The organism is Pyxidicoccus trucidator, assembly GCF_010894435.1.
Taxonomy (GTDB): domain Bacteria; phylum Myxococcota; class Myxococcia; order Myxococcales; family Myxococcaceae; genus Myxococcus; species Myxococcus trucidator.
In genome coordinates this window covers 468,083-488,974 of sequence record NZ_JAAIXZ010000003.1, presented here as the reverse complement: position 1 = coordinate 488,974, position 20,892 = coordinate 468,083, and the positions used below count along the sequence as shown (strand labels likewise).

Sequence of the window (20,892 nt, the reverse complement as noted above, 5' to 3'; positions counted from 1 at the left end):
GCGGGATGAAGCCCGAGGCCAGGAGGCCTCCGGGCGAGCGCTCAGGGCCGCTTGCACTTGCGCACGGCCTCCACGAGCGTGTCCACGTCCACGGGCTTGCGCAGGTGGCCGCACGCACCAATCTCCTCCGCCACCTGGCGGGCGTTGGCGGACGCGGAGAAGACGAGCACGGGAAGGTCTCTCCACTCGGGCACCTGGCGCATGGCGCGGGCGAAGCCGCCCCCGTCCAGCACCGGCATCATCATGTCCAGCAGGATGAGGCCCGGCAGCTCGGGCATGGCGCCCAGCACCTCCAGGGCGTGCTTGCCATTGCTGGCGCCCAGCACCTCGAAGCCCGCGTCGCGCAGCACCTCTTCCAGGGCCTCGCGCAGGTCCGCGTCGTCATCCACCACCAGCAGCGGCCGGCTCACTCACGCTCCTCCTTCTCCAACGGCAGCTCCAAGGTGAAAATCGCTCCGCCACCCTCGCGCGGCTCCGCCCAGGCGCGGCCTCCGTGCGCCTCCGCGGCGCGCCTCGCGAGGTACAGCCCCAGGCCCAGCCCGCCGTACGAGCGCGAGCTGACGGCCCGGCCGAAGCGCTCGAAGATGCGCTCCAGCTGGTCCTCCGGAATCCCGATGCCCCGGTCCAGCACCCGCACCCGGCCCATGGGCCCCGCCCGTGACACCTCCACCTCCACCGGCCTGCCGGGGCCGAACTTCAGCGCATTGGCCACCAGCGCCGCCACCGCCTGCTCCACCCGCGCCCTGTCCCAGGCGCCCCACAGCCCGGGCTTCTGCGACACGTGCAGCTCGCTGCCCACCCCTTCCGCCTCCGCGCCATAGCGCTCCGCCACCCCGCGCGCCACCTCCGCGAGCTCCAGGCGCTCCGGGGACAGGCTCACCTCTCCGCTGCTGAGACGGGACACGTCCAGCAGCGCCTCCACCAGCGTCCCCAGCCGCAGCACCTGGCGCAGGCTGCGCTCCAGCCGCGCCTCCAGCTCCGGGGCCAGCGGCGTCACGGCGGCGTGGTGCAGCACCGAGCCCAGCTGGAGCCGCAGCGTGGTGAGCGGCGTGCGCAGCTCGTGCGCCGCCACGGTGAGGAACTCGTCGCGCAGCTGCACCGCGTCCTGCACCTCGCGGAACAGGTGCGCGTTCTCCAGCACCAGGCCCGCGCGCCGGGCCAGCTCCTGCGCCAGCGCCAGGTCCACCGGCCCCAGGCGCCGGGCACCGTCCATGGCCAGCGACAGCACGCCCAGCACGCTGGAGCGGCCCCGCAGCGGCACGTGCAGCGCCGAGCGGAAGCCCAGCTCCCGCAGCGTCTGCTGGTACTCCGTGACGTCGGTGACGGACCGGGGCCGCGCCGCCACCTCCTCCACCAGCTCCGGCTCGCCGGTGGCGAGCACCCGCGCGAGCCCGAAGTCCGCGCCCACCGCGAGGGGGAAGCGCTGGTCCACCTCCCACATGCGCGCCGCCCGCGCCGCGTCCGGGTGCGCCAGCGCCACCAGCCGCAGGCCCCCGCGCCCCTTCTCGTGGATGCGCAGGGAGCACCAGTCCGCCACCTTGGGCACGGGCAGCTGCACCAGCCGGCGCAGCCGCTCGTCCAGGTCCAGCGGCTCGGTGAGCACCTCGCTGGCGAGCGCGAGCAGGTTCCGGTCCAGCTCCACCCGCGCGCGCTCGCGCCGGGCCCGGGCCTCCACCAGCTCGCGCTCCACCGCCGCGCCCAGCCGCACCAGTCGGTCCTTGGCGAAGTAGTCGCGCGCGCCCGAGCGCATCGCCGCCACCGCCTCGTCCTCGCCGATGCTGCCGGACACGACGATGAAGGGGATGTCCCGCCCCGTCTCCCGCAGCAGCTTCAGCGCCTCCAGCGCGGTGAAGTGGGGCATGGAGAAGTCGGAGAGGATGATTTCGAAGTCCGTGCTCTCGAGTGCCTGGCGCATCGCGTCCGCCGTCTGGACGCGGAGGGCCTCCGGACGGAAGCCGTTGCGGCGGAGCTCCAGGAGCACCAGCGCCGCGTCGTCCGGGTTGTCCTCCACCAGCAGCAGCCGCAGCGGCTTCATCCAGCCGTCCCCGAGGGTGGACGGGTGGGCGGCTCGTGGTTGAGCACCAGCCAGTACAGGCCCAGCTGGCGCGCCGCCTCCACGAACTCCGTGTAGCTCACCGGCTTGCGCACGTAGCTGTTGGCCCCGCCGCCATAGCCCTTCACCAGGTCCGTCTCCTCCACCGAGGAGGTGAGGATGACCACCGGCAACAGCCGCGTGCGCGGGTCCGCGCGGATGCGGCGCAGCACCTCGTGCCCGTCCATGCGCGGCAGCTTCAAGTCCAGCAGCACCACCACCGGCGGCGACTGGCCGGCACGGCTGGCGTAGGGGCCCTGGGCGAAGAGATAGTCGAGGGCCTCCACGCCGTCCCCCACCACCTCCACCGGCCGGGTGATGCCGGCGCGCTTGAAGGCCCGCAGGGTCAGGTCCGCGTCATCCGGGTTGTCCTCCACCAGGAGGATGGGTCGCTCCGAGCCATTCATGCGTGCGACTCCTCCAGGGTGAAGCGGAAGGTGGCGCCGCCGTCGGGCGCCGCCTCCGCGGTGATGTCTCCGCCGTGACGGTGGATGATGCGCTGCACGGTCGCCAGGCCGATGCCAGTGCCGGGAAACTCGGTGGGACGGTGCAGCCGCTGGAAGGGGGAGAAGAGCTTGCCCGAGTACGCCATGTCGAATCCCACGCCGTTGTCCCGGACACAGTAATGGGGGCGCCCGTCCTGGGACTCGGCGAAAAATTCGATGCGGGCCCCGGAGCGCTGGCTGGTGAACTTCCAGGCGTTGCCCAACAGATTCTCCAGGACAACTCGCAGCAGGCGGGCGTCCCCTCGCGTCGTGAGGCCGGGGGCGATGTCGAACGTCGCGTCGCGGCCGGGCTCGGTGCGCTTGAGCCCGTCCGTCACGTCTCGGGCCAGGGCGCTCAGGTCCACCGGCTCGCGGGTCAGCTCGGCGCGGGAGAGGCGGGACAGCCGCAGCAGGTCGTCGATGAGCTGCCCCATCCGGGTGGCCGCCGCGCGCAGCCGCCGCAGGTGCTCGTGGCCGTCCTCGGAGATGCGCTCGCCCTCGTCCTCCAGCAGCGCCTGACTGAAGCCGTCCACCGCGCGCAGGGGGGCGCGCAAGTCGTGGGAGACGGAGTAGCTGAAGGACTCCAGCTCGCGGTTGGCCACCGTCAGCTCCTGGGTGCGCTGGGCCACGCGCTGCTCCAGCCGGGCCTCGCTGGCGCGCAAGTCGTTGGCCTGACTCTGCGCTCGCTCCAGCAGGGACTCATAGTCGCCGGACAGGAGCACGAGCTGGCGCCGGGACAACCAGGCCAGCAGCAGGCCCAGGAAGAGCAGCCAGGCGGCGCCACCCCACAGCACCAGCCGGGCCTGGCGCTCGGCCAGGGCGCTGCGCTGGGTGGCCCGCTCGCGCTCCACGAAGGCCAGCTCGTCCAGGAGCTGGCGCAGGCCGTCCATGCGACGCTTGCCCTCTCCCTCGGCGACCAGCTTCACCCAGTCTTCCTGGTTGCGGTACCGCCGGAGCTCATCGGCGGCGAAGGCCTCCCAGCCCGCCGAGCGCCGACGGAGCTCCGCGAGCCGGGCCTGCTGGTCCGGCGCGTCCGCCACACTCGAGTCCAGCCGGGCCAACGCTTCTGGCAGGACCTTGCCCGCGGAGTGATAGGGCGCCAGGAAGGACTCGTCCCCGGTGAGGAGGAAGCCGCGCACCCCCGTCTCCCGGTCGACGAGGAGCTGGCGCACCTCGGTGGCCTGGGCCAGCACCGCGTCGGAGCGGTCCGCCGACTCATCCGCCAGGAGGAGCTGGCGCACTTCCCAGAAGAGCAGCACCGCCAGCAGCGCCATCAAGGTGGCCGGCAGCGCCACGGAGCGAAGCAGCAGCTGACGGAAGCGGTGGGGGTCCAGGTAGGCCAATCCGAACATCCAGGGCGAGCACGGTGCGTACTCCCCAACATGCTCACGTGGCCGGCGCGGATGCCTCGAAGACGGCTGCGGCGGTGCGGGGGCCAGCCGGCGCTTGCTCTCCGCGCCGTGGGGCGGGCGGGCGGGCGGGCTGGGTGCGGCCTACACCTCCCTGAACCGCACCCCCGTGGCCTTCGCGCGCTCCAAGGCCTGCTTGATGTCCTCGGAGACAATGAGGGCAATCTTCCACCCCCACGTGCGGAACACCTTGGCGTCGCCCACCTTCGAGCGGTCAATCCGCATGCCCGCCACGGCGCGGTACTGACCAAGCTTGTCGGGCCGCTCATCCTCGGGCTTCCAGTACAGGACTTCTCGGGACGCCTTGTCATCAATGCAGCGGATGAGCTTCGTGGCCACCAGCATGAGGTACTGGTCCAGGTGGCCCTTGATATCCACCGGGATGAGCTGCACGTCGCCGGGCGCCAGCTCCGTGAAGATGGATGCGATACGGACGTGGACGATAGGGGTCGCGCCAATGCCCGCGGTGCAGAAGTCCAGCCGCCTTCCAGGCTCGTCGATGGGTATCGTCAGGCGACCCGTGACCTGAACAGTCCGCCCCGCCCTGAACATCCAGGGGTCTTCCACCTCCTGGCCTTGCTCGTCCAGAGGGTCTCCCAAGTCCCAGTTCCCGGATTGCATGTTCTCAGCAAGGTCGAAGAATCGTTCTGGCATGGTCCATCCTTGGCGCTACTTGCCTTGGGTCAAGAGCCTGTTGATGTCAGTCCCACGCGTAGTGGCCTCTTTCGCCAACTTCCGGAGTTCGTTCGTGAGGGCTTTTCGACAGGCATCCACCTTGCGGCAGCCCTCCGTCGCTTCGTTCAGCCGCTGGAAAACCGCCTCGTGGTACTCCTGCGGGTGGGGACCCTTATGGCCTGGGACATCGACGATGTTCTCGGGGTCCCTCAGCTCCATTCCGGCCCTCCTGAAGATTCTCCTGAACTCGGGCGTCCAGGGCCCGCCGCGCGCGGTGGAGACGCTGTTCTTGTCCGTGGCGAGGTGATGGGCCTGTCGCTTCTTCTTCGCGCCCCCACCGCTCATCCCCTGCTCAGCCATGGCCAGCGCATTGGGCGCAAGCACAATGGTGAAGCCCTCCGCGGTCATGGCCACCGACTGCACACCGCCCACCGCGACGTACTGGAAGCCCGCCTGCGACTCCACCGCGAGCGCTGCTTGCGCCGAGCCCGGCAGCCGCGACGCCTTCGCCGCCAGCCCCACCGTGTTGCCCAGCGCGGCCATCGCGAGCATGACCAAGACGCGCGCCGCGTTCTCTCCGAGCACTTCGCCGTACACCTCGCCTGCCTCGCTGAGTTGCTCGAAGGTGGTGGCCCGGTCCACCTCGCGTACCAACGTCAGCCACCCGTCGATGAGATGCCACACCGTGCCCACGCCCAGGTAGGCGATGGCCACGGCCGTCAGCGTGGCGGCCAGGCCCTTGCTCACCGGCTCGGGGAGCGACCAGAGCAGCAGGTACATCGTCACCGAAGCCGTGACGGTGGCCAGGACCGCGTCGGGGTCCGCCATGTCCTCCAGGGCCTCGGCCGTCTCTTCCCACACCGAGTCCATGGCAATGGCCATGGCCAGCGTGTACTTGCCGTCGCTGGCCAGCAGCGGGCCCTCGTCCAGCAGGCGCAGGCAGTCCCCGGGCTGCTTCCTGCGCTGGCACCACTGGCCATAGGCGCCCGTCAGTGCGTCGTCCGCGTAGAACTCCAGCAGGTGCAGGCTGTCCGCGTCCTCGGCTCCCTGCGGGAGAAGCCGTCCGGTGCGGTGCTCATACCGGTACACCCCACTGCGCGAGGGAACGCCGAAGAGCGCACGCGCCTCTTGCATGGGATTGCGGAAGGGCCTCACGTCCCGGGCCAGCGCCTCCACGGCCTCCTCGAACTCTTCTTCGTCGAGCTCAGCTTCCTCCAGCGCGGCCCCGCCCTCCTCTCGCGGAGTGACGACGACGGCGTCATCCCCGGTATCCAACCGCACCACGCGCGTGGTGGAACACCCGGAGACCCACGACAACAGCAACAGGGAAGTCAGCCAACGCAGACACATGTGCGGCCCCCGGCGTCAGTCGACGAGGTTAAGCCACCTGGGATGCGTCCTGTCAGGGCGTATCACCGTCCAGGCCGAAGCCTCGGGCTCCTGCGCGCCTCTCCTGAAAAAACCGGGTCCCCGTGGCCTGGATGCCCCAAGCCAGGGCCCACGCGGAACACCGGAGCACGCACGCGCTACCGGACCGGCAGCGCTCCCAGCCTTGACGAGACACCCTCGCGCGCACCGGCGGGCGCCGGGCGGACCGTTGCCGGGACACGCGGCGCCGGACGCCAGCTCAGGTCCACTCGCGCGTAGGGCGTGGTGCTCGCGCCCAGGTCCATCCCGCCAATCCGCTCACGCCGGCGGTCCAGCAACGTGAAGCCATTCGCCACGATGAGACCCGCGGCCGTGTTCAGCCACAGCTCGCCCCACAGCCGCACGTTCAGCGCATGGGCGACACGCAGCGACGTCTCCTGCACGTAGTGCGCGCCAAGCGCCTCCCGCGCCTGGGGCAGCGAGGCGTGGAAGGTCTGCCGCTCGAAGCTCCCCGTGACGCCGACCTCCAGCCCTTCTCCCAGCTTCCGCAGCAGGTTGACGCGAGGGAAGCCCACCTCGGCGATGTAGTCCCCCCTCCGGTAGACGAGGCCCACCAGGGGAATCACCGGCAGCAGGTCGAACGGGTAGACGACGACGAGCCCGAAGCTCAGCTTCACCGTCCGCTCCGCGTCCAGGTTCCGGCTCGCCAGGAAGACGCCCGTCCACGCCAGGTCCTCCCCGGGCTGGAACCCTTCACGGAAGTCGCTCCGCGCGGACGCCGACAGGCTCAGGATGAACAGCCACCGCGGCGGCAACGGACGGATGAGCGACAGCCCCAGCTGCACGTGGTGCATGCGGTAGCCCGACGCGTCCTCGTCCCGGAGCCCGCTGTCCTCCAGCGACAGCACGCGGCGCCCATACGTCACCGTGGGAGCGAGGATGAGCCGCGTCCCATCCAGGAAGAGTGGCGGCAGGCTCAGGAAGACGTCCAGCTGCCGGCGCTGGGTGAGCCACCCCACGCGCTCTCCCAGCGACGTGCCCGGCGCCGCGGTGACGCTCACGAAGGCCCGGTCCACCGACGTCTGCGCCGAGGCCCCGCACGCCAGCAGCACCACGGCCAGGGCCAGCAGCCACGGGGAGCCCGGAGCCCACCGCATCGCGCGCCGTCCCCTCGCGGGACACCTGGATGCCGCCATGCCGGGTCCCGCCTTCCTCGAGGCGGGAAGGCTACTTCACTTCCAGGACAGCTCGTACTCGCTGTCCAGCAGCGCCACCTGCCGCCCGGCCACCCGCACCTCGCGAGCGCCGATGGCCTCCAGCACCCCCTGGAGCACGCCCTCGTGGTACGCGGCCGGCATGAAGTCGCGCCGCATGATGAAGCGGGCGCTCTTCTCGCCCGTCCACAGCGGGTAGCGGTCGCCGTAGCTCACCGCCGCGCGGTACGCGTCCCCCAGCGACTGCAGCAGCTTGCGCGGACTGCCGGCCGCCGTATGCATCAAGTCCCGCCCGAACATGGAGGACACGAAGTCCACCGTGGCCTGGGTGCCCATGCGCCGCAGCACCCCCTCGAAGCCGTCCAGCTGGGGCGCCAGCAGCCGCGCCGCCGTGGAGGACAGCCGCAGGAAGCGGCTGACGGGGTACATGTGCACGGGGTTGATTTCCCAGAGGCCCGCCACGCCCTTGCAGCGGGCCACGGCGCCGTCTCCGCCCAGGAAGCCCACGACGTCCAGCGTGCCCTGGAAGAACATCCCGCGCGCCGTGTCTTCCTCGCTCGCGGCGAGGCGTCGCAGCTCCAGCTCCCAGGCCGCCCCACCCGCGCTCGATTCAATTCCCACGTGCATGGTCATCTCCCCCGAAGGGACCCTCCAGGTCTGACGCGGAAGCACACGGCCAGTGAATCTGGCAGGTACTTCTGGGCTGACCCGGTTCCCCCCACTTCCGGGATGGCAACCCTCTCACATTTTTATGTTACTGTCGAACAATAATTCCGTGGGCCTGGAAACCTGGGGCACCAGGAGACCTGGAAGGTGGCTTTACCTTCCAAGTCGGGGATGACGGGGCTCGAGGAGGGGACCTGGCCGGCGCCGGGCCTCGGCGGGTCAGCCAGCGACGAGGGACGCCTGGGCGGCGGCCACGGCGGCGCCGGGCTCGGAGCGGTGGCCGGCGGCGAGCAGCGCCCGCTCCACCGCGCCCACCGCGGCCAGCACGTCCGTGGGGCCCACGCGGTTCATGTGGCCCACGCGGAAGTAGCGCGCCTTCAACTCCGGGTGGAGGCCGCCGGCCACGACGATGCCCTGCCCCTTCACCCGCCCCACCAGCGCCGCGTCCACGCCGTCCGGGTAGTAGACGGCGCTCAGCGTGTGGGCGGCCACCGCGTCGGACGTGGGCAGCATGCGCAGGCCCAGCGCCTTCCACGCCGCGCGGAAGGCGCGCGCCATGCGCTGGTGCCGGGCGAAGCGCGCCTCCATGCCCTCGGCGAGAATCTGCCCCAGGCTCACCTCCAGCGCGCAGACGAGGTTGACGGGCGGCGTGGCGAAGTAGGCCGGCTTGCCCGCCTCGTACGCCTCCATGATGGGGAGCCACTCCGCCCAGTCCGAATAGACGCTGGCCACCGGCGTCTTGCGCGCGCGCCACGCCTCCATCGCCCGAGGCCCCACGGTGAGCAGCGCCAGCCCCGGCGGCACGCCCACCGCCTTCTGGCTCGCGGTGAGGTACACGTCCGCGCCCCACGCGTCCTGGTGGAAGGACTCGCCCGCGGTGGCACACACGCCGTCCACCACCGACAGCACGCCGTGCTTGCGTGCGGCGCGCACCAGCGCTTCCACCGGCGTCAGCACCGCGGTGGACGTGTCCACGTGGGTGACGGTCATCACCTTGAAGCCACCCCGGACCAGGTGCGTCTCCACCTCGTCGGCGGAGGGCACGTCCCCCGGGGCCGCGCGCACGTGCGTCACCTGGGCGCCGTGGCGCTCCAGGATTTTCGCCATCCGGTCGCTGAAGTAGCCGGTGTTCACCACCAGCGCGCGGTCGCCCGGCTCGACCAGGTTGGCGACCGCCATTTCCATGGCCAGCGTGCCGGAGCCGGCCACCACGAAGGGCTGGGCGCCGGGGGCGAGGCACACCTCGCGCATCCGCTTCAGCGCCCGGCCGAAGAGGGCGATGAAGGCCGGGTCCGTGTGGCCGAGCGTGGGCGCGCCCAGCGCCTGCAATACCTCCGGCTCGAACTCCACCGGTCCCGGAATCATCAGCAGGTCTCTCACGGTGTCACCGCTCCTCGCGCGCCCGGCGTCCCCGCGGGCGGAGGTGCCCGCGCTTCTATTTATTAATGATACGGCGCGGACCGGCGGAAGGAACCGTCATTCCGCCCGGCCGCCACGCCGGAGGGGCGCCCGCCGGCTCACAACCTCACGAGCAGCTCACGGAGGATGGCGAAGCCCTGCCGGAAGTCCTCCAGCCGGGCCTGCTCGTTGGGCGCGTGGTAGTACGCCATCTCCCCGAAGCCCGTTATCTGCACGTCGCAGCCCTGGCGCTGCAGGTCGCGCACGAGCGGCAGCGAGCCGGTGAGCGAGAACGGCGTGGGCGCCACGCCGCGCACCGCCTGAATCGCCTCCTTCAGCGCCTGGAGTCCCGGAGAGTCCAGCCGGCAGGCGATGCCCTCCGTGCCGCCACCCTTGAGGTGGAACTCCAGCGAGCCACGCTTGCCCGCCGCGGTGCGGGTGCGCGGGAAGCCGGGGATGGCCTCGTCGCGCTCGATTCGCGCGTCCAGCTCGCGCACGAAGGCCGTCACCGCCTGCTGCACCTCCTTCATGTCGTAGAAGGGCGTCAGGCGGATGTCGCCGCGCAGGGTGACGTCGGCGGGAATCTTCGTCTCCTTGGTATTGACGCCCTCCACCACGGTGGCCTTCAGGCTGGACGAAGAGAGGAAGCCCCACTTCTTCTCGTCCTCCGTGGCCGGGTAGCGCGCGTGGAACCAGCGGGCCAGCTCCAGCGACGCGGCCATGGCCAGCTCCAGCGCGTTGACGCAGTTCTGCGGCATCCCCGAGTGCCCACCCACGCCCGTCACCTTCAGCTCCCACATCGCGTTGCCGCCGGTGCCCAGCGTGGGGCCGAAGTTGGCGCTGTCCAGCCAGTACACCGGCTGGCCCACCAGGTCCTTCAGCCGCCCCTGCTGCGCCACGTAGCCCAGGCCCAGGCCCGGCAGGTCCGTGGACTCCTCGTTGGAGATGAACACCACCTTCAACGTCCGGCGCGGCCTCACGCCCCGCTCCGCGAGCTGCGCGAGCAGGTCCGTAATCACCGCCACGTGCCCCAGGCAGTCGGTGACGCCGCGCCCGTAGAGGACCCCGCCGGGCCCCTCCCACAGCGCGAAGGGGCTGCGCTCCCAGCCCTCGCCCTTCTCGTCCGCGGGGACGACGTCGAAGTGCGCGCCCACGAAGCCCAGCGAGCCGGCACCGGCGTCCGAGCCCTTCACGGTGAGCACCAGGCAGGGCCGGGCCTCGTTGCCAGGGGCGGCCAGCGACTCGACCTGGATGAAGCCGCTCTGGAGGTGCGGGGCCAGCGCGTCCAGCACCACCTGCGCGGCGAGCCGCTCCTCGGGCACGAGCCCTCCGCCCGGGTTGTTCTGCAACCTCGGCGTCAGGGCGATGAGCCGCCGGAGCACTTCCAGGAAACGGTCCTCACGAAGGGCGAGCGCTTGCATGGCGGCGGATTGGAGCGCAGGCCCCCGGCGAAGTCACCGGAAACGACGACGCCGGAGCGCGATGGGGCGCCCCGGCGTCGGTGCCACGTACGGAGTCGGACAGGCGGCCCGCGTCAGTGCGCGGCGGTGGCGGGCGGCTCGAGCTGCTCCACGCGCTGCTTCAGCGCCGGGTCGTCCGGCACCGCCAGCCCCAGGGTGAGATAGGAGAGCTGGTGCACGCGCCCGCCGCTGGGAGGCTTCACCTCCACCTCCGTCTCCAGCTGCCGCATGCGGCCCTCCAGCTCGACGATGGTGCGCCCGAGGTCGGCGCGCGTCGCCTCGTCGCGGGTGCTGGCCACGCGCTCGTGCGCCTTCAGGAGGTTGCCCTCCACCACGAGCAGCTGCTGGCGGGCCCGCGACGCCGAGCCCAGGTCCACCGACGGCCCCGGCCCGTCCACGCTCAGCTCCAGCCGCGTCAGCTGCCGCCCGAGCTCGCCCGCGGGGAAGACGGCGGTGTGGCTGCCCACCAGCTCGCCGATGCCGATGCCCTTGTTCTCATGGGACTGCACCACGAAGTCCACCGCGTCCCCGGCCAGCAGCGCCAGCTTCACGGCCTCCTGGTAGGGCACCGCCGCCAGCACCACCACCACGTCCACCTTCCGCGTCTGGCGAAGCCGGCGCGCCTCGGCCAGCGCCGCCTCCTTCGGTGGACGGCCCTTCAGCCCGGGCTCCCCGGCCAGCGCCCCTTCCGGCGACACGCCCACCACGCCCACCTTCAGGCCCCCGGCCTCCACCACCGTGGACGCCGCGAAGGGCGCCTTGCCGGCCTTGTCCACGAGGTTGGCGGACAGCAGCTTCAGCTTCTTCTTCGGCCCCCGCGTGGCCTTCTGGAGCCAGGTCAGCCCGTGGGACAAGTCCCGCTCCCCCACCGCCATGGCCGCCGTGCCCAGCACCTCCATCTGCTCCAACACCAGCTCAGCTCGTTGCTGCACCAATGGTTCGTCTTGACGCACCGGCTTGCGGAACAGCGCGTTACCCGCGTCCAGCAACACCACCGGCAGGCCCCGGGCCCGCTCCGCGTCAACGGCTGTCTTCCTCCGGGCCAGCCCTCCTTGAGGCTCCGCTTTGCAGCCACACGGCGCGATTTCTCCCTGATTGTCACCCGTGAGCAGCAAAACCAGACGCCGCGGCGCGGCACTGACTTCCACTGACATCAGCAACACGACGCACAGCATCCACGTGAATCGGGCCTTCACGTCTTCTCCTCGGAGAAAGGGGGGCGAGCCTAGCCGTCCCGCGGCGACTTCGACATACGGGTGTGAAACCACCCGTAACGAGTCAGGCAGGACATCCGAAACAAAGGGAAACAATCAGCAATACTGGCATACATTGTTTATCTTCTCTGATTCCTATACAAGCCTGCGCGTCTTTCACCTTGGAGGGTGGACGCACATGCGCAACGTTTTTGGGAAGGCCGCTGTGACTGTTGGTGCCATCGCGACGATGGCGGGTTGTGGTCCCGTGGACGAGTCGGAGATGGACGTCCAGGCGGACACCCACGAGGCAGTCGCGGACCCCCGCAACTGCGGTAACCCGGACTTCGAGCCGGAGGCCGTGGCGGAGATTGAGGCCCGCTTCGAGGCGCTCAAGGCCAAGCAGGCGATGGGCGGCCAGGTGCAGGCCTTCGCGGTCTCCATCCCCGTGTACTTCCACGTCATCCGCAGCGCCACCGGCGCCGGCGGCGTGACGGCGACGCAGATCAACAACCAGATTACCGTCCTCAACAACGCCTACTCCGCCGCCGGCTTCAGCTTCTACCTGGCGGGCACGGACACCACGAACAACGGCACCTGGTACACCTGTACGGGCGGCAGCTGCGAGACGCAGATGAAGAACGCCCTGCGCAAGGGCACCGCCACCGCCCTCAACTTCTACACCAACAACATGGGCGGCGGCCTGCTGGGCTGGGCGACCTTCCCCTGGAGCGGCGCCACCGGGAAGAACGACGGCGTCGTCGTCCTGCAGTCCTCGCTGCCGGGCGGCTCGACGGCCAACTACAACCAGGGCGACACCGGCACCCACGAAGTGGGTCACTGGATGGGCCTGTACCACACGTTCCAGGGCGGCTGCGCCAGCCCCGGTGACAGCGTGAGCGACACGCCGCCCGAGGCCTCGCCGGCCTCCGGCTGCCCCACCGGCCGTGACACCTGCTCCGGTGGCGGCGTGGACCCCATCACCAACTTCATGGACTACAGCTACGACTCCTGCATGAACACGTTCAGCGCTGGCCAGCGGACCCGCATGAACAGCATGTGGACCTCGTACCGCGCGGGGAAGTAATCCCGGCTCGGGACACCACGTCCTGGAAGTGAGCAGCGGGCCTCCCACACCAGTGGGGGCCCGCTGTTTCTTTTTGCGCGCCCGGACGGTGCTGCATCCAGGGGGCTGCTCCCCGGGCTGCCTCGCCGCCGTGCGGGATGGAGCGTCCCCCCCTGGCGCCCTCCGGCCGCCGACCCCACCCTGTGGGGGAGGCACCATGAGCAAGCCTGACGCGAAGAAAAGACGCCCCACACTGTTCGTCCGGGACCTGGCTCCGGTGCGGAGCGTGCCGAGTCCGGCCGAGACTCCCCGGGCCTCGCAGGTCACCACGATGATGGTGGGCGAGGAGTCGGACAGCGGGTCCTAGCGCGGGCCGCCGGACGGCGGCGGGACGCGCGGAGTCCGACCCGGCGCGGCCCCCGGCTCCGTATGGAAGGTGCCCCTGGCGTCGCGGATGATGGCACCCTGGGAGCGCGACAGGCCGTACAACACCCGGCCGGAGGGTGCACAGGCACATGAAGACAGAGACAGGGGCCGTGGTGCTCGTGGGCTCCCGCGAGGAAGCCCACATCCAGGAAGTGGCGCGCCGGCTGGGCGTGGAGAGCGTGCAGGCCATCGTGGTGGACACGCTGACCTTCCCGGACGAGACGAAGCTGTCCCTCACGGAGGACCTGGAGGGCATCGTCGTCGACGGGCGCGTCGTGGGCCGGCCCGCCGCCGTCTACCTGCGCGGCCTGCACGCCAGCCCCATGTCGTACCTGGTGGACGCCCAGGAGGCGATGGAGGAGGACTGGCGCACCACGCTCACCGCCTTCCGCGAGAAGGCCACCATGCTCAACGGGCTCGTGTCCCGCTGGGAGCAGCTCGGCGTGCCGCTCTACAACCCGGTGTCCACCGACTGGGTCATGCACAAGCCGGTGCAGGTGGCCGCGCTCAAGGCCGCGGGCCTGCCGGTGCCGCGCACGCTGTGGAGCAATGACCCGGAGGCGGTGCGCCGCTTCGCCGCGGGCGGCCGCGTGGCCTACAAGCCCGTCAACGGCGGCGCCGCCACGCGCGAATTGCTGGCCGAGGACCTCACCGACGAGCGCCTCGCCGCGCTGGCCTCCGCCCCCGTCACCTTCCAGGAGTTGCTGCCCGGCGAGGACATCCGCGTGTACGTGCTGGACGGCGAAATCATCGCCAGCCTGCGCATCGTCACCTCCGCGCTCGACTTCCGGCAGAACGAGGAGCGCCTGGAGCCCATCGAGCTGCCTCCCGAGGTCGCCCGCAACTGCGTGAAGGCCTGCGAGGTACTGGGCCTGCGGTGGACGGGGCTGGACCTCAAGCGCGGCCTGGACGGCGAGCTCAAGTTCCTGGAGCTGAACGGCTCCGCCATGTTCCTCGGCTTCGACGCGGGCGGCGGCACGGACGTGGCCGGCCACTTCACCCGCGCGCTCGCGAAGCACGCCCGGCGCACGTAGGGTCCTCGGAGCTCGGGGAGCTCGTGGGGCTCGCGGCGCCTACTGCCACAGCGCCGCGAGCACGGTGCGCGAGGCCACCCACGCCAGCGTGCCGAGCACCACCACCAGCACCACGGTGAAGGCCAGGGCGCGGTGCGGGCGCGGGTGCATCACCGCGCGCAGCTCGTCGGTGAGGGCGGGGTCGGCGTCCAGCTCGTCATCGTGTCGGGGCCCGGGCCCGGGAAGAGTCGGAGTCGTCATGGCTCAGCGCTGCTCCATCTGGTTCTCGACGAGCGAGCGGTAGCGCCCGCCCGGAATGGCCACCAGCTGCTCGTGAGTGCCCTCCTCCACCACGCGGCCCTTGTCGAGGACGACAATCTTGTCCGCGCGGCGCACCGTGGACAGGCGGTGGGCCACCACGACGAGGGTACGGCCGGCGGCCTCGCGCTGGAGGGCCTCCGTAATCGCGCGCTCCAGCTCCGCGTCCAGGTGGCTGGTGGCCTCGTCGAGGAAGAGCACGCGCGGGTCGCGATAAATCGCGCGGGCCAGCTGGAGGCGCTGCTCCTCGCCGCCGGACAGCCGCACGCCGGCCTCGCCAATCTTCGTCTTCAGCCCGTTGGGCAGCGCGAGCAGCTCGTCCAGGCACGCGGTGCGCGCGGCGTGCAGCAGCCGCTCCGCGTCGGGGTGGTCGTCGCCCAGGGCGATGTTCTCCGCCAGCGTGCCGTCGAAGATGTCCGTCTTCTGGAACACGAAGGCCACCGAGCGGCGCAGGGCCGTGGGCTCGTAGGACTCAATCGGCTGGCCGTCATAGAGGACGCGCCCCTGCTGCGCCCGGTAGAGCCCGTACAGCACCTGGGTGAGCGTCGTCTTGCCCGCGCCGGAGCGGCCGACAATCGCCGTCATCTTCCCCGCGGGAAGGGTGAAGCTCACGCCGTCCAGCACGGCGGGCTCGTTGGGCGAGCCATAGCGGAAGGTCAGGTCCTCCAGCCTCAGCTCCGGCGCGTGCGCGAGGGCGCCCTGCGTGGGCACCGCGTCGTCGCGCAGCTCGGGCTCGGCGTCGTAGACGATGTCCACGCGGCGCAGGGAGATGAACACGTCCTGCAGCTGGTGGATGAACATGACGAGGTTCTGCATCGGCGCCAGCACCAGCCCGAGGATGGCCAGCGTGGCCACCATCTGCCCCAGCGTGAGCTGGCCCGCGAGCACCAGGTGCGCCTCGTACACGAGGATGCCCACGTACACGCCCTGGTTGACGAACTGCGCGCCGGAGTTGTGGAGGGTGTCGTGCAGCCAGATGCGGCGCCCGGCCTCCACCTCGCGCGCCTGGAGCCGCTCCCAGCGGGCACGGGCCTGACGCTCGGCGCCACACGCCTTGAGCGTCTGGATGCCGCCGAGCATCTGCATCTCCATGCGGCTGGCGTCCGCCGCCACGCGGAAGCGCTGGTGGTCCAGCATCGTCCGCCGGGGCATCAGCAGCAGCGTCCACACCGTGTAGACGGCCGCGCCCGTGAGGAAGATGCCGAAGACGGTGGCGTCGTACAGGAAGAGCACCACGCCGTAGCCCACCAGCATGATGAGGTCCAACAGCACCGACACGGACGCGCCCTGGAGAATGCGGCGGATGCGCTGGTGGTCTTCAATCCGCTGAAGCAAGTCCCCCCGGTGACGCCGGGCAAAGAAGGTCACCGGCAGCGCCAGCAGGCGCTTCCAGAACTGCGCCAGCAGCAACACCGAGTAGCCGCTGGACAGGAGGAAGAGGCCCGTGCCACGCGCCACGGAGACGAGGACCTGCGCCACGAGCAGCACGCCCAGCCCCACGCCCACCGCGGCCACCAGCGAGACGTTGCGCCCGCCCACGGCCTTGTCCACCAGCCCCTGGATGAGGAAGGGCTGCGCGAGCGCGAGCCCCTGGAGGAGCACCGTGGTGAGCAGCACCTGGAACAGCAGCAGGCGGTAGCGCAGCAGGCCCCGCCCGAAGCGCCTCAGGCCGCCGAGCCGGCGGGGCTCGGTGGGAGCGCCGGGCACCTCCACCGGCTGGAAGAGGGCCTCGGTGGGCTCCAGCGACAGGAGGATGCCGTTCCAGTGGTTGCCCAGCTCCGCCCGGGGGATGCGGCGCACCCCCAGCGCGGGGTCGCCGATGATGGCCTCCTTCGGCGTCAGCCTGTAGAGGACGACGTAGTGGTTCTCCTCCCAGTGGATGATGCCGGGCAGCATCGCCTGGCCTTCCTCGTCGTCCAGGTCGGAGAAGTCCTCCACGTGGAAGCCCCGGGCCCGGAACCCCACCTGCTGCGCGGTGGTCATCAGGTCCACCATGGAGGTGCCAGTCGTCTGCACGTGCGCCAGGTCCTTCAGCGCGGACAGCGCATGACGCGCCCCGTGATACGCCGAAATCATCTCCAGGCAGGCGGGACCGCAGTCGGCCTCCTCGAGCTGGCGGCGGAGCGGGTACGGCTGGAAGGTGACGGCGAGCCGGGAGCGAGGCACAGGCAGGTCGGTATCACGGAGTGGGGACACGGAATACAGCCGGCCGGCCCCCGGGATTCGCGGGACGACCGGAAGCCATACGGAGCGAGGGCCGCCGCCGGGTCGTGGGCCCGGATGCCGGGACGCCGGCCGGGCGGACGGGCGGCCCCCGGCGGGTGGCCGCGGCGTGGGCCCCCGAGCCCCCAGGCGCCCTTCGCGCTCCGCGTCACGCTCCAGCGACACAGCAATGACAACGGGTGAAATCTGTCATCGCACCGCCGGAGTACGTCCCACCATTTCCATGAAACACAGCATCCGATGCAACTCAAAAACAGCTGCTATCGGCATTCGATTTGTATGCTGGAAATACATAAATATTCAAAACCCAGCCTCATAGCGGTAAACCACTACAAAACAGACCAAATCGACTTTCAGTACAAACGGCTTTTCGCATTTTCATAAGCCCTTGGCGCCCAGACAGAAGTGAACTGGTTGACCTTCACTGTGAGTGAGTAGACAGTCGGCCCACGGGTCAACGCCTTCCATTCCTGCCTGGAATGACGCCCGCTCACGCCGAAGGGAATCCCCACATGTCGAAGACCTCTCTGAGGGCCGCACTCGCGGCTGGTGCATTGCTATGGGTGGGCTGTCAGGGCCAGGACCTGGATGAGCCAGCCGCTGGTGACAAGACACCCATCTCCGACCGCGGCGAGATGGGCGTCACGAACCGCTCACGCGAGCAGGGACTGGGCTCGCTGTCGCCGCAGACGGTGGATGCCCGTCGCTCCGTGGTGGTGACGGAGGCGGCCATCCTCGCCAACTTCACCCTCACCAACGTGCTCGGGCAGCTCGTCGCCCAGAATGGCGGCGCCGGCCTCAACACCACCCAGCTCTTCCGCCAGCTCTGGGACACGCAGAACCCCGCCACCGGCCAGGCGGACCTGCAGCCGAGCGCGCACTGCAACGACAACACCGGCCTGCTCAACGGCTTCCCCAACGGCTGCCGGCCCTCGGAAGGCGCCCAGGCGAACCCTGGCAGCATCACCAACATCAACTCGTACTCGGCCATCGGCCTCTACAACCGCTTCGACCTGGCGCCCGCCAACGGCGCGGACTGCGGTGAGTACCGCGTCGTCTTCGGGAAGACGGGCGGCGGCGGCGGGCGCAACTTCATCATCTTCGAGGCCACCCTCCCCAACCCCCGCCCCGACCTGGGCATCGACGGCTGCCGTCCCGTCCAGTCCTTCTGGCGGGACTTGAGCACCAAGACTGTCGCCGACCGCGCCACCGCCCTGCGCGACTTCTACTTCACCGGCCTGCCCGGCTTCTCCCCCGTCCTCCACATCAACAACTACGGGTTCAACCCGGCGGGCGTCGGCCAGGTGCGCGTCAACATGTTCATCAACGGCCCGTGGATGCTGAAGGAGTTCAAGCTCCAGCGGCAGTGCCCGGGCGGGGCGTGCACGCTGAAGTTCGCCCCGGTGACGGTGAAGGGCAATCCGGCCGGGCGGCTCTTCAACCCGACCTCCACGCACCCGCAGGCCGCCGGCTTCCGCGCGCACTTCATCACCCAGGTGGAGGAGCTGGCCGTCCCCAACGTCAACACCTTCAACTACTCGGTGCCGGACCAGTTCAACTCCGCCCAGAGCGACGCGCAGTCCTTCGGCGTCGAGGACGACTACCAGGCGCAGTTCGGCTCGGGCGCCAGCACCTTCCGCACCGCCATCCAGACGGAGCTGACCCGCATCGGCAGCCCCCTGACGCCCAACCAGGTGGTCGCCCGCGCCCAGGCGCTCTCGTGCGGCGGCTGCCACGAGCGCAGCAACAGCGCGCCCGTGGGCGGCTTCTCCTTCCCCAACTCGGCGGGCTTCGTGCACAGCTCGGAGAACCTCCAGGCCGGCCCGGACGGCAACCGCTTCGCCGTCTCCTCCGCGCTCACCAACACGTTCATCCCCTTCCGCAAGCAGGTGGTGGAGGACTTCCTCAACGCGGACCACCCCCTCACCCCCGTCTCGCGCTTCGACATGTCGGGCTCGGCCACGGACGGCCGCTTCGGCTACTGGGTGGAGCGGCGCCCGGCGGGCGTGGTGATGAAGGCCTCGCTCGACAGCGGCAGTGAGAGCGTGCTCGCCTTCAACCGCCCCGAGCCCATGGCCGTCGCCACGGACGGTGTCAGCGTCTACTGGACGGAGGCCGCCGGCACCATCCTCAAGGTGTCCGTCAACGGCGGCACCATCTCCACCCTCATCACCGGCCTCACCGGCCTCGGCGGCATCGCCACCGACGGCACGAACCTGTTCTTCACGCAGAACGGCGGCATCGTCCGGATGGCCGTGGGCGGCGGCGCCGCCACCCCGCTCATCACCGGCCGCGTCGGGATGACGGGCCGCCTCACCGTGGATGGCGCCAACCTCTTCTGGCAGGAGGGCACCACCATCCAGCGCATGCCCAAGGCCGGCGGCGCCGTCACCCTGTTCATCTCGCAGGCCGCCATCACCGGCCTGGCCAGCGACGGCACGCGCCTGTGGGTGGCCGAGGACCTGAACCCCGGCAACGTCCTGGCCTTCCCGCTCGCCGGCGGCGCTCCCACGGCCACCTTCGCGGCGGCCTTCAACATCAACAGCATCTCCGCGGGAGGTGGCCACGTCGTCTGGACGGAGAACCGCAACCCCGGCGTCGTCATGGCGAAGGTGAAGTAGCCCGCGAGTCGTCCCACCCGGAAAAACGGAGACACGAAGCATGCGCAAGCCCACCCCCAGCACCTTCCTGAAGGCCGCCGTCCTCACCCTCCTGCCCGCCACCGCCGCGGTCGCCGAGCCGATGCAGGAGTGGCGCTGCAGCGTCGACAGCCTCATCCCCGCCCAGGCCGCCCTGCGCGCCGAGTGGTCCCGCAAGTGCGGCCTCACCACCAACCTCAACCCGGCGGGCCCGGGCTCCTGGTTCTCCTCCTCGAAGGCCTTCGACACCAACTTCGACTGGGCCAAGGAGTACAAGGAGTTCAACACCAACCGCGCGTGGACCGGCAACCTCCACCAGTACAACGTCAACTACTACCACGCGTTTTCGATGTACGACAACACGCCCATGTACACGGTGGCCGCCGAGCCGGGCGGCGTCACCGCGGGCTACTTCAAGTGGTCTCACTCCACCAGCCGCGTCCGCACGCTCTACCCGTCCTTCGAGAACAGCCCGGTGGCCGGCAGCGGCACGCAGCTCTTCCCGCACCCCACCCTGGCGAACTGCAACCTGTACACGGACACGACGGGCACCAACGTCTGGACGAGCAACTTCTACGTCATCGCCTACTGTGAATCGTCCTGCTACACGCCGGAGCAGCGCATCCTCTTCAGCGGCGGCGAGCAGAACATCCTCGACGCGATGAAGCAGGGCCGCGAGGACATCGTCACCCTCAGCCCCGACGCCACGCTGGACAACCTCCAGCTCACCGAGGGCAAGGTCTACAGCTACACCACGGAGACGCGCGACAGCGAGCACGTCATCTACAGCGTGCGCACCGCGTCCGGCGGCGAGCTGAAGGTCACCAACGAGCACCCCGTCGTCACCAGCGAGGGTGTCCTCGTGCAGGCCCAGACGCTCCAGGCCGGTGACGAGCTGCTGCGCCAGGACGGCACCCCGGACGCCGTCGTCTCCGTGGAGAAGAGCAGCCACTTCGGCAAGGTCTACAACCTCAAGCCCATGGCGAGGGACCAGGTCTCCAACATCCTCGTCGCCCAGGGCTACCTCGTCGGCTCGGCCCGCTTCCAGAACGACGACGTCGACTACATGAACCGCGTGCTGCTGTTCCGCGGCGTCCCCGAGGACGCGCTGCCGCGTTAGTGCCCCCCCGGGACGGGCAGGTCCAGGGCCCGGGGCGACATGGCCCCGTGGCCCACCACACCCCCGTCGCGCTTCGCGCGGCGACCTGCCCGCTCCCGTCGCTGTCCCTGGAGCGCTGTCTGACTGT

The 20,892-nt window shown here is 70.3% G+C and carries 18 protein-coding genes; 5 read left to right on the top strand and 13 right to left on the bottom strand.

Annotated elements, in window-relative coordinates:
* Positions 1-41: 41 nt before the first annotated feature.
* From G4D85_RS12005 to G4D85_RS11955, 11 genes are all read right to left on the bottom strand, one after another.
* Entirely contained in the window at positions 42-410 is a 369-nt protein-coding gene (locus G4D85_RS12005; RefSeq protein WP_164011280.1) for a response regulator, read from the bottom strand.
* Positions 407-2,035, bottom strand: coding sequence for a sensor histidine kinase (locus G4D85_RS12000; RefSeq protein ID WP_164011278.1), 1,629 nt, complete (start codon positions 2,033-2,035; stop codon positions 407-409). The genes G4D85_RS12005 and G4D85_RS12000 overlap by 4 nt, the downstream gene beginning before the upstream one ends.
* On the bottom strand, positions 2,032-2,499 hold the full coding sequence (locus tag G4D85_RS11995) for a response regulator (protein ID WP_164011276.1): 468 nt from the start codon (positions 2,497-2,499) through the stop codon (positions 2,032-2,034). Before G4D85_RS11995 ends, G4D85_RS12000 begins: the two co-directional genes overlap by 4 nt.
* Complete coding sequence (locus tag G4D85_RS11990) at positions 2,496-3,920, bottom strand: sensor histidine kinase (protein WP_205525518.1); 1,425 nt, start codon at positions 3,918-3,920, stop codon at positions 2,496-2,498. The genes G4D85_RS11995 and G4D85_RS11990 overlap by 4 nt, the downstream gene beginning before the upstream one ends.
* Before the next feature lie 150 nt (positions 3,921-4,070).
* A complete protein-coding gene (locus tag G4D85_RS11985) occupies positions 4,071-4,640 on the bottom strand; it encodes an imm11 family protein (RefSeq protein WP_164011274.1) in 570 nt (189 codons plus the stop codon).
* A 15-nt stretch (positions 4,641-4,655) separates the two neighbouring features.
* Entirely contained in the window at positions 4,656-6,011 is a 1,356-nt protein-coding gene (locus G4D85_RS11980; protein ID WP_164011272.1) for an AHH domain-containing protein, read from the bottom strand.
* A 176-nt stretch (positions 6,012-6,187) separates the two neighbouring features.
* Positions 6,188-7,186, bottom strand: a complete 999-nt coding sequence (locus G4D85_RS11975; protein WP_164011269.1) for a DUF6268 family outer membrane beta-barrel protein — start codon at positions 7,184-7,186, stop codon at positions 6,188-6,190.
* 75 nt (positions 7,187-7,261) lie between these two features.
* A complete protein-coding gene (locus G4D85_RS11970) occupies positions 7,262-7,870 on the bottom strand; it encodes a TIGR02265 family protein (RefSeq protein ID WP_164011268.1) in 609 nt (202 codons plus the stop codon).
* Between the two features lie 258 nt (positions 7,871-8,128).
* Positions 8,129-9,289 carry a pyridoxal-phosphate-dependent aminotransferase family protein gene (locus tag G4D85_RS11965; protein WP_164011265.1) on the bottom strand — a complete coding sequence of 387 codons (1,161 nt, stop codon included), beginning with the start codon at positions 9,287-9,289 and terminating at the stop codon, positions 8,129-8,131.
* Between the two features lie 137 nt (positions 9,290-9,426).
* On the bottom strand, positions 9,427-10,728 hold the full coding sequence (locus tag G4D85_RS11960; protein WP_164011263.1) for a M20/M25/M40 family metallo-hydrolase: 1,302 nt from the start codon (positions 10,726-10,728) through the stop codon (positions 9,427-9,429).
* Positions 10,729-10,841: 113 nt separating this feature from the next.
* Positions 10,842-11,963, bottom strand: coding sequence for a bifunctional UDP-sugar hydrolase/5'-nucleotidase (locus G4D85_RS11955; RefSeq protein ID WP_338052888.1), 1,122 nt, complete (start codon positions 11,961-11,963; stop codon positions 10,842-10,844).
* Between the two features lie 196 nt (positions 11,964-12,159).
* Here G4D85_RS11955 and G4D85_RS11950 point away from each other — a divergent pair, with 196 nt between their 5' ends.
* The 3 genes from G4D85_RS11950 to G4D85_RS11940 all read left to right on the top strand — a co-directional run bounded on the left by G4D85_RS11950 (position 12,160) and on the right by G4D85_RS11940 (position 14,486).
* Complete coding sequence (locus G4D85_RS11950; protein WP_164011261.1) at positions 12,160-13,047, top strand: zinc metalloprotease; 888 nt, start codon at positions 12,160-12,162, stop codon at positions 13,045-13,047.
* 196 nt (positions 13,048-13,243) lie between these two features.
* Complete coding sequence (locus G4D85_RS11945) at positions 13,244-13,393, top strand: hypothetical protein (RefSeq protein WP_164011259.1); 150 nt, start codon at positions 13,244-13,246, stop codon at positions 13,391-13,393.
* A 148-nt stretch (positions 13,394-13,541) separates the two neighbouring features.
* On the top strand, positions 13,542-14,486 hold the full coding sequence (locus G4D85_RS11940; RefSeq protein ID WP_164011257.1) for an ATP-grasp domain-containing protein: 945 nt from the start codon (positions 13,542-13,544) through the stop codon (positions 14,484-14,486).
* A 39-nt stretch (positions 14,487-14,525) separates the two neighbouring features.
* Here G4D85_RS11940 and G4D85_RS11935 read toward each other — a convergent pair whose 3' ends face one another.
* Both G4D85_RS11935 and G4D85_RS11930 read right to left on the bottom strand, forming a co-directional pair.
* Entirely contained in the window at positions 14,526-14,726 is a 201-nt protein-coding gene (locus G4D85_RS11935) for a hypothetical protein (protein ID WP_164011255.1), read from the bottom strand.
* Between the two features lie 3 nt (positions 14,727-14,729).
* On the bottom strand, positions 14,730-16,949 hold the full coding sequence (locus G4D85_RS11930; protein ID WP_164011253.1) for a peptidase domain-containing ABC transporter: 2,220 nt from the start codon (positions 16,947-16,949) through the stop codon (positions 14,730-14,732).
* A 569-nt stretch (positions 16,950-17,518) separates the two neighbouring features.
* Here G4D85_RS11930 and G4D85_RS11925 point away from each other — a divergent pair.
* Both G4D85_RS11925 and G4D85_RS11920 read left to right on the top strand, forming a co-directional pair.
* A complete protein-coding gene (locus G4D85_RS11925; protein ID WP_164011251.1) occupies positions 17,519-19,627 on the top strand; it encodes an SMP-30/gluconolactonase/LRE family protein in 2,109 nt (702 codons plus the stop codon).
* A gap of 40 nt (positions 19,628-19,667) precedes the next feature.
* On the top strand, positions 19,668-20,765 hold the full coding sequence (locus G4D85_RS11920; RefSeq protein ID WP_164011249.1) for a Hint domain-containing protein: 1,098 nt from the start codon (positions 19,668-19,670) through the stop codon (positions 20,763-20,765).
* The last annotated feature ends 127 nt before the right edge of the window (positions 20,766-20,892 follow it).